The organism is Nonomuraea angiospora, assembly GCF_014873145.1.
Classification (GTDB): Bacteria; Actinomycetota; Actinomycetes; order Streptosporangiales; family Streptosporangiaceae; genus Nonomuraea; species Nonomuraea angiospora.
Genome location: NZ_JADBEK010000001.1, coordinates 3,177,287 through 3,190,488, shown reverse-complemented (window position 1 = coordinate 3,190,488; position 13,202 = coordinate 3,177,287). Strand labels below are relative to the sequence as shown.

Here is a 13,202-nt window from a genome sequence, read left to right as displayed (position 1 = left end):
TGCCTCCGCCTGCAGCACCATGCGCCCCTGCAGCAACTGCCGCCGCGCCGATCGCCCCTGTACCGAGGCGTCCGTGCGCGCGGTGCTTCCCGCGCCCGCTGTGCCCTGCCTCTGCGCCTGATGCGTCTTCTGCAAGCTCTGCGTCTCCTGCGGTTGATGCGCCTCGTGTGCAATGTGCGGTTCTATGCGCAGATATGCCCCCTGTAGCCAGATATCTACCGCTGCGGCGCAGACGTGATCTTCCTGCGACTTAGGCCATCCGCGTCCCCGGAGCCGCGCACCGCGCCATCTGCGTCATCCGGGGCAGCGCGCGCCACTCCACCTGCACTCACTGCGCCACGACCACCGCGCCGCACGGCCCCCGTATGCCCGGCGCCTCTCGCGCGCGCGTGCGCGTAAAGGGCTAGGGAAGGGGGCGGGTCAGCGCCCGTCGGTCGTGTGGACGATCAGGACGTCGCAGGCGGCGCGGTGGGAGACCGCGGACGGCACGGAGCCGAGCAGCCGCCCCGCCAGGCTGTTGAGCCCGCGATTGCCGACCACGAGCAGGTCGGCGCGGTGCCGGGCGGCCAGCGAGACCAGCACGTCCACGGCGTCCCCCTGCTCGGCGGCCAGCACGACGTCCGAGGCGCCGGCCGCCACGGCGTGCCCGCGCGCCGCCCGCAGGGCGTCGTCGGCCGGGGTGGAGCCGCCCACCTTGTACGCGAGGTCGCCCAGCCGGTCGGCGGCCGCGGCGCGCTCGCTCTCCCGCATCGGCAGGTACGCGCAGGCCAGGACCAGGGTGGCGCCGGTCGCCGCGGCCAGGGACGCCGCCGCCGAGACGGCGCGGAAGGAGGAGGCCGAGCCGTCGGTGCCGACGAGCACGGTGCGGTAGGTCACGGAGACCTCCAATTGGACGCGGCGTTCAATTGACAGTCGGTACAATAGCGCCCGGCACCCGCCCAGGCTCGCCCCGCACCCGCCCAGGGCCGCCCGGCACCCGCCCAGGGCCGCCCGGCACCCGCCCAGGGCCGCCCGGCACCCGCCCAGGGCCGCCCGGCACCCGCCCAGGGCCGCCCGGCACCCGCCCAGGGCCGCCCGGCACCCGCCCAGGGCCGCCCGGCACCCGCCCAGGGCCGCCCGGCACCCATCCCAGGGCCGCCCGGCACCCATCCCAGGGCCGCCCGGCACCCATCCCAGGGCCGCCCGGCACCCATCCCAGGGCGGCCCGGGTTCCGCAGGCCGGGGCGCTCGCGCCCCTGGAGGCCCCGGTTTCGCGCTCAGGGCGAACAGGCGTACGAGCCGCTTGCGAGTAGGGCTCCAGGCCGCACCCGATAAGCTCTACCCCATGAGCATCTCCCCGTCCTTCCGAGAAGTGTTGTCCCAGCGCGTCATCGTGGCCGACGGGGCGATGGGCACGATGCTCCAGGCCCAGGACCCGACGCTCGACGACTTCCACGGGCACGAGGGCTGCAACGAGGTGCTCAACGTCACCAGGCCCGACATCGTGCGCGGCGTCCACGACGCCTACTTCGCCGTCGGCGTCGACTGCGTCGAGACCAACACCTTCGGCGCCAACCTCGCCGCCCTCGGCGAATACGACATCTCCGACCGCGTCTTCGAATACTCCGAGGCGGGGGCCAGGATCGCCCGCGAGGCCGCCGACCACTGGTCCACGCCCGACCAGCCGCGCTTCGTGCTCGGCTCCATGGGGCCCGGCACCAAGCTCCCGACCCTCGGCCACCTGCCGTACGCCGACCTGCGCGACGCCTACCGCGACAACGCCGCGGGCCTGATCTCGGGCGGCGCCGACGCGCTGATCATCGAGACCTGCCAGGACCTGCTCCAGGTGAAGGCGGCCGTCGTCGGCGCCAAGCGGGCCATCGAAGACTCCGGCCGCGACATCCTGGTCATCGCGCAGGTGACCATCGAGACCAACGGCGCGATGCTGCTCGGCTCCGAGATCGGCGCCGCGCTGACCGCGATCGAGCCGCTCGGCGTCGACGTCGTCGGCCTCAACTGCGCGACCGGCCCCGCCGAGATGAGCGAGCACCTGCGCTACCTCGCCCGCCACTCCCGGCTCAAGCTCTCCTGCATGCCCAACGCCGGCCTGCCGGTGCTGACGTCCGACGGCGCGTACTATCCGCTGAGCGCGCAGGAGCTGGCCGACGCGCACGGCACCTTCACCCGCGACTACGGCCTGTCGCTGGTCGGCGGCTGCTGCGGCACCACGCCCGAGCACCTGCGCCAGGTCGTCGAGCGCGTCCGCGGCAAGCAGGTCGCGCCGCGCCGGCCGCACCCCGAGCCGGGCGCGTCCTCGCTCTACCAGACGGTCCCGTTCCGCCAGGACACCTCCTACCTGGCCATCGGCGAGCGCTGCAACACCAATGGCTCCAAGGCCTTCCGCGAGGCCATGCTGGCGGGCCACTGGGACGACTGCGTCGAGACGGCCCGCGACCAGGCCCGCGACGGCGCACACATGCTCGACCTGTGCGTCGACTACGTCGGCCGCGATGGCGTGGCCGACATGAAGGAGCTGGCGTTCCGGTTCGCCACCGCGTCCACGCTGCCGATCATGCTCGACTCGACCGAGCCCGCGGTGCTGCAGGCCGGTCTCGAGATGCTCGGCGGGCGCGCCGCGGTCAACTCCGTCAACTACGAGGACGGCGACGGCCCCGACTCCCGCTTCCAGAAGATCATGCGCCTCGTGCGCGAGCACGGCGCGGCCGTCGTCGCGCTCACCATCGACGAGGAGGGCCAGGCCCGCACCGCCGAGTGGAAGGTACGCGTGGCCAGCCGCCTCGTCGAGGACCTGACCACCAACTGGGGCATGCGGGTCGAGGACATTATCGTCGACTGCCTGACCTTCCCCATCGCCACCGGTCAGGAGGAGACCAGGCGCGACGGCCTGGAGACCATCGAGGCCATCCGCGAGCTCAAGCGCCGCTACCCGGGCGTGCAGACGACGCTGGGCCTGTCCAACATCAGCTTCGGCCTCAACCCGGCCGCCCGCATGGTGCTCAACTCGGTGTTCCTCAACGAGTGCGTCAACGCCGGGCTCGACTCCGCCATCGTGCACGCCTCCAAGATCCTGCCGATGGCCCGCATCCCCGACGAGCAGCGTCAGGTCGCGCTCGACATGGTCTACGACCGCCGCCGCGAGGGCTACGACCCGCTGCAGCGGTTCATGGAGCTGTTCGAGGGCGTCGACGCGGCCGCCATGCGCGCCGGCAAGGCCGAGGAGCTGGCCGCGCTGCCGCTGTGGGAGCGGCTCAAGCGGCGCATCATCGACGGCGAGCGCAAGGGCCTGGAGGCCGACCTCGACACCGCGCTGGCGCAGCGGCCCGCCCTCGAGATCATCAACGACGTGCTGCTCGACGGCATGAAGACGGTCGGTGAGCTGTTCGGCTCCGGGCAGATGCAGCTGCCGTTCGTGCTGCAGTCGGCCGAGGTCATGAAGGCCGCCGTCGCCTACCTCGAGCCTCACATGGACCGGGTCGAGGGCGAGTCGAAGGGCCGCATCGTGCTGGCCACCGTCAAGGGCGACGTGCACGACATCGGCAAGAACCTCGTCGACATCATCCTGTCCAACAACGGCTACCAGGTCGTCAACCTCGGCATCAAGCAGCCGGTCTCGGCCATCCTCGAGGCCGCCGACGAGCAGAAGGCCGACGTCATCGGCATGTCGGGGCTGCTGGTGAAGTCGACGGTCATCATGAGGGAAAACCTGGAGGAGATGAACTCCAGGGGCCTGTCCGAGAGATACCCCGTCCTGCTCGGCGGCGCCGCCCTGACCCGCGCCTACGTCGAGCAGGACCTGGCCGAGCTGTTCGAGGGCGAGGTGCGCTACGCGCGCGACGCGTTCGAGGGGCTGCGGCTGATGGACTCGTTCATGGCCGTCAAGCGCGGAGTCGCGGGCGCGACGCTGCCGCCGCTGCGCGAGCGGCGCGTCAAGACCGGCGCGGTGCTGCAGCGCACGCCCGTCGAGGAGCTGCCCGCCCGCTCCGACGTGGCCGCCGACAACCCCATCCCCAAGGTCCCCTTCTACGGCGACCGCGTGGTCAAGGGCATCTCCCTGACCGACTACGCCGCCTACCTCGACGAGCGGGCCCTGTTCCTCGGCCAGTGGGGGCTCAAGCCCACCAGGGGCGGCTCCGGGCCCGACTACGACGAGCTGGTCGAGCTGGAGGGGCGGCCGCGGCTGCGCATGTGGCTCGACCGCATCCAGACCGAGGGGCTGCTGGAGGCGGCCGTCGTCTACGGCCACTTCCCGTGCGTCTCCGACGGCGACTCGCTGATCATCCTCGACGACGACGGCAGCGAGCGCACCCGCTTCACGTTCCCGCGCCAGCGCCGCGACCGCCACCTGTGCCTGTCCGACTTCTTCCGCGCCAAGGACTCCGGCGAGGTCGACGTGGTCGGCTTCCAGGTCGCCACCATGGGCGCGAAGATCTCCGAGGCCACGGCCGAGCTGTTCGCCAAGGACGCCTACCGCGACTACCTCGAGCTCCACGGCCTGTCGGTGCAGCTCACCGAGGCACTGGCCGAATACTGGCACGCCAGGGTGCGCTCGGAGTGGGCGATCGGCGGCGAGGAGTCGCTCGACGACATGCTCAAGGTCAACATCCAGGGCTGCCGCTACTCCTTCGGCTACCCGGCCTGCCCCAACCTGGAGGACCAGAAGCAGCTGTTCGAGCTGCTCGACCCCGAGCGCATCGGGGTGTCGCTGTCGGAGGAGTTCCAGCTCCATCCTGAGCAGGCCACCTCGGCCCTGGTCGCCCACCACCCCGAGGCGAAGTACTTCAACGTCTGATCCACCCCTGCCCGCTCGGCCCTTCACCGGCCGGCGGGCGGACGGCGGCTCCTTGGACCGAAGGGACGGCCCTTCCCTGGTTGGCGGGTGGGCGGTTGCTTTCCGGTCCGTGAGGGTGGCGGCTCTCTGCGCCGGCCGCGGTCGCTCTCCGGTTGGCGGGCGGGTGGCTGCTTCCTGGCCGGGGGTGGATGGCGGCTTCCCGAGCCGGGGCGGACGGTCATCTTCCGGTCGGCGGGGATGGCGGCTCTTGTGGCGCACGAGTCGGGGGTGGGCGGTCTCTCCGGTCGGAGGGAGATGGAGGCTCATGGCCCGCTGCTCCACCGGCGCCCACCGGCGGCGGGGGAGGGCACCCGGCACCGAGTCGGTACGCCGTTCACCCGCGGAGGAACGACCAGCGCCCGGCCCCTGCGGCCCGCCGGTCACCGGCCGGCGATCGCGGAGGTCGGCGACGGTGACCTGCTCCAGGGACGGCACCACCAGCCGGCCGGGGGCGGGGTCGATGGCCGGCAGGCTCGGGACGGCCACCACCGCGCAGCCCGCCGCCGTCGCGGCCCCACGCCGTAGGGCCGGCCGCCGGCACCAAGGCGGCTCTGCCGGTGGACGGATCGGTGCAGCACGGGTGGCCGGTGAAGGGGGTGGCCTGGCCGCGTAGCGGGCGGGGTGGAGACAATGGCGGGCAAAACACTACCGATCGGGGACAGGCATGGAAGCGGTCTTCTTCGACATGGACGGGCTGCTGGTCGACAGCGAGCGCGTCTGGCTGGAGATCGAGACGGACGTGATGGCCAGGCTCGGCGCCCAATGGACACCGGAGCACCAGGTCCACCTGCTGGGCGGATCCATGGAGCGGACGGTCGACTACATGCTGGCCGTGTCCGGGGCCGACGTGCCCGCCGCGACGGTGCGGGAGTGGATGACCGGCGGGATGGTGCGGCGGCTGACGGCGGGCGTCTACGCCATGCCGGGTGCCTTGGAACTGCTGGACGCGCTGCGGGACGAGGGGGTGCCCGTGGGGCTGGTCACCTCGTCGCTGAAGGAGATCGCGGAGGCGGTGCTCAAGAGCGTGGGGCGTGACCGGTTCGACGCGGTGGTCACGGCGGACGACGTCACGCGTACCAAGCCTGACCCCGAGCCGTACCTGACGGCCGCGCGGCTGCTCGGGGTGGAGCCGGTGCGGTGCGTGGTGCTGGAGGACTCTCCGAACGGCGTGGCGGCCGCGACGGCGGCGGGCTGCGCGGTGGTGGCCGTCCCGAGCCTGCTGGAGGTCGACCCCGCCCCCGGCCGGCTGGTGGTGCCGTCCCTGGAGCAGGTCACCGTCGCCGACCTCCGGGCCCTCATCTCGACCTGACCCCCGCCCCATCCGTCCCCACCTCCCGAGCCTGCGTCCTCCTTGCCGCATCCCGCCGGCCCGCCCATCGGGGACCGCCCGTGCCAACGCTCCACGAGCCCGGAGCAGAGGCGGCGGCGCCGCGATCGGCCCGGGAGGGAGGGGCGGGCGGTGGGCGATGTCGCGCGGCCGGAACGTCGCCGGTCGCGGCGGTGGGCGCTCGCGAACCCGATCGCGACCGCCGGCCCTGGGGTGGCAAGTCAGACCCTTAGGGGGCAAGTGGTTCTTGCGGAGGAGGGGCGGTCGGCGTTTCGCGTGCCAGGATGGGAGACGTAGTCGATATGAGGGGCGGCGTGATGTTCAATTCGATCGCCTGGCTGCCGCTGTGCGCCGGACTGACGGCGGTGGGCCTGGTGTTCAGTTTTCTGGCCTTCAGGCGCAGGGGAGCGGCCTCGGGGATGCGGATGGCAGCGTGGGCGCTGCTGCCGGTGGCGGCCTATCTGACTGGCGCGCTGCAGGCGCTGTGGACCATCGGCGCCACCGTCGTGGGTTTCGTGACGCAGTTGGTGTTCAACCCGTTGGTGTGGGCGGGCGTCGCCGTGGCGGGGCTGTCGGTGGTGCTGTTCGTCGCCTCGGGCGTCATGCGCGGCCGGAAACTGGCGAGCTTCAGGAAGAAGACCCCCGCAGAGGCCCCCGACGTTAAGCCCTCAGCGAACAAAGCCGCCCCCAAGCCTCAGCAGCCGGCCGTCGCCCCCAAGCAGTCTCCCAAAGCGGAGGACGATTTCTCCGATATCGAGGCGCTGCTCAAAAAGCGTGGCATCAGCTGAATCCACGGGCGAATTGGGCTGTGTCACAGTTCCGAGACGCAACCGGGACGGCTCGTAGACATTCTCCTCAAGATCGATACGAATGAGTTTCTGGTCAATCACAGTTGAGCCACATAGAGCTCAGAGGGACTAGTCACAGCAGCTCAGGCCATAGATTCTGCCTCCTGGGGCCGCGACACGCGGACCGCATACGCATGGGCGCACTACCCTGACCGGGACCGCGCCGACACGGACGATGTCGTCTGGAATCCAGGGGGCTACTGGCATGACCGCACCGCTCGATGTTCCGGAATCGGCCATCGAAGCAGGGCCGGAGACCGTTCTTGACGGGACGGGGACCTCGGTCATCAGGGGACGTTCCCTGGGGCAGATCGCGTGGATGCGCCTCAAGCGCGACCGCATCGCGATGACCGGTGGCATCGTCATCCTCCTGCTCATCCTGGTCGCCGTCTTCGCCCCGCTGCTGGTGTCGTGGTTCGGGCACCCGCCGGGCGAGTGGCACCGGGAGAAGCTCGACCCCTCCATCGGCGCGCCGCTGGGCGCCTTCGGCGGCATCAGCAGCGACTTCCTGTTCGGCGTGGAGCCCGACTCGGGCCGCGACCTGTTCAGCCGCGTCCTGTACGGGGCCCGCATCTCGCTGCTGATCGCGTTCTTCGCGACCCTGCTGTGCGTGGTGCTCGGCACCGTCCTCGGGATGATCGCCGGCTTCTTCGGCGGCTGGGTCGACACCGTCATCAGCCGCCTCATGGACATCTTCCTGGCCTTCCCGCTGCTGGTGTTCGCGCTGGCGCTGGCCGGCGTCATCCCCGACAAGGCGTTCGGCATGTCGGGCGACACGCTGCGGATCAGCCTGCTGGTGTTCATCATCGGGTTCTTCAACTGGCCCTATATCGGGCGCATCATCCGGGGGCAGACGCTGTCCCTGCGCGAACGGGAGTTCGTCGACGCGTCCAGGAGCCTGGGCGCGCGCAACCACACCATCCTGTTCAAGGAGATCCTGCCCAACCTCCTGGCGCCGATCCTCGTCTACTCGACGCTGCTGATCCCCTCGAACATCCTGTTCGAGGCCGCGCTGTCGTTCCTCGGCGTGGGCGTGCGGCCGCCGACTCCCACGTGGGGAGGCATGCTGTCGGACGCCGTCCACAACTACCAGGTGGCGCCCAACTTCATGATCTTCCCCGGTCTCGCGATCTTCATCACCGTGCTGGCGTTCAACCTGCTCGGTGACGGCCTCAGGGACGCCTTCGACCCCAAGGCCCGATAGCCCTCGTGAGTTTTCAGCAAGTTCTCAACTCCTAGATACAAGGGGTGTGTCAGGTCGATGAAGACAAGATCAAAGGCGTCGGCAGTGGCGATGACCGCCGCTCTCGCCGTGGTCGTCTCGGCGTGTGGCGGCGGTGGCGGTGCCAAGAGCACCAGCGGCACCGGCAGTGACGACAAGCCCGCGAGCCAGTACAACGCGGGTGTCACGCAGGTCGTCAACCCGTCGGAGAAGACCGGCGGCACCCTGCACATGGGCATGCCGGGCGACTTCGACTCCGTCGACCCTGGTGACCAGTACTACGGCTACGCGTGGAACTTCTCCCGCCTCTACACCCGCGCGCTGACCATGTTCAAGCCGGTGCCGGGCGAGGAGGGCCTGCAGCTCGTCGGCGACCTGGCCGAGGACCTGGGCAAGCCCAGCGACGGCGGCAAGACGTGGACGTACAAGCTGCGCAAGGGCATCAAGTTCGAGGACGGCACCCCGGTGACGTCGAAGGACGTCAAGTACGCCGTGGCCCGCTCGCTGGACAAGGACATCCTGCCCAGCGGCCCGACCTACTTCAACGACTGGCTCGACGTGCAGGGCTACACCGGCCCGTACAAGATGAAGGGCAAGCTCGACGACTTCAAGGCCATCGAGACGCCCGACGACTCCACCGTCGTCTTCCACCTGAAGAAGGCGTACGGCGGTTTCGACTACTTCGCCATGCTCCCGCAGACGGCCCCCGTGCCCGAGGCCAAGGACACCGGCTCGAAGTACAAGGAGCACCCGGTCGCGACCGGCCCCTACATGTTCAAGTCGCACGAGCTCACCAAGCGCATCGAGCTCGTGAAGAACCCCAACTGGGACCCGGCCACCGACCCCAACCGCAAGCAGCTCAACGACTCCATCGAGGTGCTGCTCGGCCAGAACGAGGACGACCTCGACCAGCGCCTGCTGTCCGGCAAGATCGACGTCAAGATCAACAGCACCGGCGTGGCGGCCAACGCCCGCAAGACGGTCCTGACCGACCCGAAGGTCAAGCAGTACGCCGACTCGGCCCCGATCGACCGGACCTGGTTCACCAACATCAACGGTGACGTCAAGCCGTTCGACAACATCCACTGCCGCAAGGCCGTGATGTACGCGGCCGACCGCTCCGCGATCCAGGGCGCCTACGGCGGCCCCGACGCCGGTGGCGACGTCGCGCTCAGCCTCATGCCGTCGAAGATGACCGGCTACCAGAAGATCGACCCGTACGGCGTCGAGGCCAACCCGACCGGCGACCTCACCAAGGCCAAGGAGGAGCTGGCGGCCTGTGGCCAGCCCAACGGCTTCAGCACCACCATCTCCTACCGCAACGAGCGCGCCGCCGAGAAGCTGACCGCCGAGTCGCTGCAGCAGTCGCTCGGCCGCGTCGGCATCAAGCTGGAGATCAAGGGCTACCCGCAGGGCGACTACTTCAAGCTGTACGCCGGCAAGCCCGACTTCGCCAAGAAGAACAACCTCGGCCTCATGGTCTACGGCTGGGGCGCCGACTACCCCGAGGGCTTCGGCTTCTTCCAGCAGATCGTCGACAGCCGTGTCATCCGCGACGCCGGTAACACCAACCTCGGCGTCAAGGACCCGAAGATCGACGAGCTCATCGACCAGGCGGCCGCGGAGACCGACGCCGCCAAGCGCAACGCCATCTGGGCGCAGGTCGACAAGCAGGTCATGGACTCGGCGTTCATCCTGCCCTACGTCTGGGCGCACGGCCTGTTCTACCGGCCGCCGACGCTGAAGAACGTCTTCGTCAGCCAGAACTGGGGCATGTACGAGTACCTCACGCTGAGCACCCAGTAATCGGTCAGGCGACCCCGCCGGACACGTACGTCGAAAGCAGGTGAAGGCTCCGGCGGCCGGGCTCACGAGGCCCGGCCGCCATGGCCGAGATCAGTGTTCACATACATTCTCAGACGGTTGATAGCGGCCGTCATGCTGCTCTTCGTGGTGAGCATCACGACGTTCGCCATCTTCTTCCTCGTGCCTCGGCTCGCTGGGATGTCCGCTGACGACCTCGCCTCTCGTTACGTCGGCAAGGCCGCCAACGAGCAGGTCATCCACGATACGGCGATCCGCCTGGGGTTCTACGACCCGCTTCTGGTCCAGTACGGGCGGTTCGTGAAGGGCATCTTCGTCGGCGTCGAGCGTAACTACGGCCCCGGTGTCGAGCTGTGCCCGGCGCCCTGCCTCGGTTACTCGTACGTCACGCAGAACCCGGTCCTGCCCGACCTGCTCGACCGCATACCGATCACACTGTCGCTCGCGCTCGGCGCGGCCGTGGTGTGGGTCGTCTTCGGCGTGGCCACCGGCGTGGTCTCCGCGCTGCGGCGCGGCAGCTTCTTCGACCGCATCTCCATGGGCGTCGCCCTGGCCGGCGTGTCGCTGCCGATCTTCTTCACCGGCATCGTGTCGCTGGCCATCTTCCGTGACCAGCTCGGCCTCGTCGGCGACGTCGCCGACTGGGTGCCGTTCAGCGAGGATCCGCTCACCTGGGCCAACAACCTGATGCTGCCCTGGATCACGCTCGCCTTCCTGTACGCCGCCGGCTACGCCCGGCTCACCAGGGCGGGCATGCTGGAGACCATGTCCGAGGACTACATACGCACGGCCAGGGCCAAGGGCCTGCCCGAGCGGGCCGTGGTGCTCAAACACGGGCTGAGAGCCACGCTCACCCCGGTGCTGACCATGTTCGGCCTGGACCTGGGCCTGCTGCTCGGCGGCGCGGTGCTGACCGAGAGCACGTTCTCGCTGCCCGGCATCGGCAAGTACGCCAGGGACGCCATCGAGCGCAACGACCTCCCCCAGGTGATGGGCGTCACCCTGGTGGCGGCGGTCTTCATCATCGTGGCCAACCTGATCGTCGACCTGCTCTACGCGGTCGTGGACCCGAGGGTGAGGCTGGCATGAGCGCGTTCCTCCAGGTCAAAGACCTCAAGATCCACTTTCCGACCGACGACGGCCTGGTCAAGTCCGTCGACGGGCTGACGTTCGACCTCGAACGCGGCAAGACGCTCGGCATCGTCGGCGAGTCCGGCTCCGGCAAGTCGGTCACCAGCCTCGGCATCCTCGGCCTGCACAAGGGCAAGGGCGCCAACGTCTCCGGCGAGATCTGGCTCGACGGCGAGGAGCTCGTCGGCGCCTCGCAGGAGCACGTGCGCGGGCTGCGCGGCAAGAAGATGGCGATGATCTTCCAGGATCCGCTGTCGTCGATGCACCCCTTCTACACGGTCGGCGACCAGATCATCGAGGCGTACCGCATCCACCACAAGGTCACCAAGGCCGTGGCGAAGAAGCACGCCATCGACATGCTCGGCCGGGTCGGCATCCCCGAGCCGCAGCGCCGCGTCGACTCCTACCCGCACGAGTTCTCCGGCGGCATGCGCCAGCGCGCCATGATCGCCATGGCGCTGTCGTGCGACCCCGAGCTGCTCATCGCCGACGAGCCCACCACCGCGCTCGACGTGACCGTGCAGGCCCAGATCCTCGACCTCATGGTCGACCTGCAGCGCGAGTTCAACTCCGCGCTGATCATCATCACCCACGACCTGGGCGTGGTGGCCGAGCTGTCCGACGACATCCTGGTCATGTACGCGGGCAAGTGCATCGAGTACGGCAGCGCCGACGACATCTTCTACCGTCCCGAGCACCCCTACACGTGGGGTCTACTGGGATCGATGCCCCGGCTCGACCGGGAGCCCACCGACCGGCTGCTGCCGATCAAGGGCTCCCCGCCGTCGCTGATCAACGTGCCGCCGGGCTGCGCCTTCCACCCCCGCTGCCCGTACGCGGAGCGGACCGGAGGCAAGGCCAAGTCCGAGGTCCCGGACCTGCTCCAGACCCAGGGCGGCCACCTGGTGCGCTGCCACATGGACCGGACGGAGCGGCGGGAGCTGTGGGAGAACGAGATCAAGCCACTGCTGGAGACCCAGTGACCGAGCCCAAGAACGAGCCGCTCCTTTCCGTACAGGGCCTGGAGAAGCACTTCCCCGTGACGAAGGGCCTGCTCAAGCGGCAGGTCGGCGCCGTCAAGGCGGTCGACGGGATCAGCTTCGACGTGTTCAAGGGCGAGACGCTAGGCCTGGTGGGGGAGTCCGGCTGCGGCAAGTCCACCACCGGCCGGCTGGTCACCCGGCTCCTCGAGCCCACCGCCGGCAAGGTGGTCTTCGAGGGCGAGGACATCACGCACATGGGGCAGGGCAAGCTGAGGCCGCTCCGCCGCGACATGCAGATGATCTTCCAGGACCCCTACTCGTCGCTCAACCCCCGCCACACGGTCGGCACCATCGTCGGCGCGCCGTTCCGCATCCAGGGCGTCAAGACCGAGCACGGCGTCAAGCGGGCCGTCCAGGACATTCTCGCCCTGGTCGGGCTCAACCCCGAGCACTACAACCGCTACCCGCACGAGTTCTCCGGCGGCCAGCGGCAGCGCATCGGCATCGCCCGCACCCTCGCGCTCAAGCCCAAGCTGATCATCGCCGACGAGCCGGTCTCCGCGCTCGACGTCTCCATCCAGGCCCAGGTCGTCAACCTGCTCGAAGACCTGCAGAACGAGTTGGACCTCACCTACGTCGTGATCGCCCACGACCTGTCGGTGGTGCGGCACATCAGCGACCGCGTGGCCGTCATGTACCTGGGCAAGATCGTGGAGATCGGCGACCGCAAGCAGCTCTACAGCGCGCCGATGCACCCGTACACCAACGCCCTGATGTCGGCCGTGCCCGTGCCCGACCCCAAGGCGCGCAAGGAGCGCGAGCGCATCCGGCTGTCCGGCGACGTGCCCAGCCCGCTCAACCCGCCGCCCGCCTGCCGCTTCCACACCCGCTGCTGGAAGGCGCAGGAGATCTGCAAGACGGTCGAGCCGCCCCTGGAGGAGCTGGCCAGCGGCCACCGCGTCGCCTGCCACTTCCCGGAGAACGCCCCCGCCTCGGCGGAGGCCGCGCCCGCCGCCGCGTCCTGATCGTGTCCTGAGAT

At 69.7% G+C, this 13,202-nt stretch carries 9 protein-coding genes; 8 read left to right on the top strand and 1 reads right to left on the bottom strand.

All coding sequences use genetic code 11. The annotated features are described in order from the left end of the window. Window positions 1-420: 420 nt before the first annotated feature. Entirely contained in the window at window positions 421-876 is a 456-nt protein-coding gene (locus H4W80_RS14535; protein ID WP_192785584.1) for a universal stress protein, read from the bottom strand. Between the two features lie 448 nt (window positions 877-1,324). Between H4W80_RS14535 and metH the strand changes: the two genes are divergently transcribed. The 8 genes from metH (at window position 1,325) to H4W80_RS14495 (ending at window position 13,188) form a co-directional block, all read left to right on the top strand. Continuing rightward, window positions 1,325-4,789, top strand: a complete 3,465-nt coding sequence (gene metH, locus H4W80_RS14530) for a methionine synthase (RefSeq protein WP_192785583.1) — start codon at window positions 1,325-1,327, stop codon at window positions 4,787-4,789. A gap of 703 nt (window positions 4,790-5,492) precedes the next feature. After that, on the top strand, window positions 5,493-6,137 hold the full coding sequence (locus tag H4W80_RS14525) for an HAD family hydrolase (protein WP_192785582.1): 645 nt from the start codon (window positions 5,493-5,495) through the stop codon (window positions 6,135-6,137). A gap of 335 nt (window positions 6,138-6,472) precedes the next feature. Beyond that, on the top strand, window positions 6,473-6,943 hold the full coding sequence (locus tag H4W80_RS14520; RefSeq protein ID WP_225963444.1) for a cellulose synthase: 471 nt from the start codon (window positions 6,473-6,475) through the stop codon (window positions 6,941-6,943). Between the two features lie 265 nt (window positions 6,944-7,208). Continuing rightward, window positions 7,209-8,207 (top strand): ABC transporter permease, encoded by a 999-nt coding sequence (locus tag H4W80_RS14515; RefSeq protein WP_192785580.1) that lies wholly within the window; start codon window positions 7,209-7,211, stop codon window positions 8,205-8,207. A gap of 57 nt (window positions 8,208-8,264) precedes the next feature. Next, window positions 8,265-10,031, top strand: a complete 1,767-nt coding sequence (locus H4W80_RS14510; protein WP_192785579.1) for an ABC transporter substrate-binding protein — start codon at window positions 8,265-8,267, stop codon at window positions 10,029-10,031. 93 nt (window positions 10,032-10,124) lie between these two features. Further along, a complete protein-coding gene (locus tag H4W80_RS14505; protein WP_192785578.1) occupies window positions 10,125-11,138 on the top strand; it encodes an ABC transporter permease in 1,014 nt (337 codons plus the stop codon). Continuing rightward, the gene (locus H4W80_RS14500; protein ID WP_192785577.1) at window positions 11,135-12,163 is read left to right on the top strand and encodes an ABC transporter ATP-binding protein; all 1,029 of its coding nucleotides are present in this window, start codon (window positions 11,135-11,137) and stop codon (window positions 12,161-12,163) included. The genes H4W80_RS14505 and H4W80_RS14500 overlap by 4 nt, the downstream gene beginning before the upstream one ends. Beyond that, window positions 12,160-13,188 carry an ABC transporter ATP-binding protein gene (locus tag H4W80_RS14495; RefSeq protein WP_192785576.1) on the top strand — a complete coding sequence of 343 codons (1,029 nt, stop codon included), beginning with the start codon at window positions 12,160-12,162 and terminating at the stop codon, window positions 13,186-13,188. Before H4W80_RS14500 ends, H4W80_RS14495 begins: the two co-directional genes overlap by 4 nt. The last annotated feature ends 14 nt before the right edge of the window (window positions 13,189-13,202 follow it).

Bases quoted from the DNA above. Each gene is read 5' to 3' on its own strand.
- H4W80_RS14525 (WP_192785582.1), top strand. From the start codon at position 5,493: ATGGAAGCGGTCTTCTTCGACATGGACGGGCTGCTGGTCGACAGCGAG.
- H4W80_RS14500 (WP_192785577.1), top strand. From the start codon at position 11,135: ATGAGCGCGTTCCTCCAGGTCAAAGACCTCAAGATCCACTTTCCGACC.
- metH (WP_192785583.1), top strand. From the start codon at position 1,325: ATGAGCATCTCCCCGTCCTTCCGAGAAGTGTTGTCCCAGCGCGTCATC.
- H4W80_RS14510 (WP_192785579.1), top strand. From the start codon at position 8,265: ATGAAGACAAGATCAAAGGCGTCGGCAGTGGCGATGACCGCCGCTCTC.
- H4W80_RS14520 (WP_225963444.1), top strand. From the start codon at position 6,473: ATGTTCAATTCGATCGCCTGGCTGCCGCTGTGCGCCGGACTGACGGCG.
- H4W80_RS14515 (WP_192785580.1), top strand. From the start codon at position 7,209: ATGACCGCACCGCTCGATGTTCCGGAATCGGCCATCGAAGCAGGGCCG.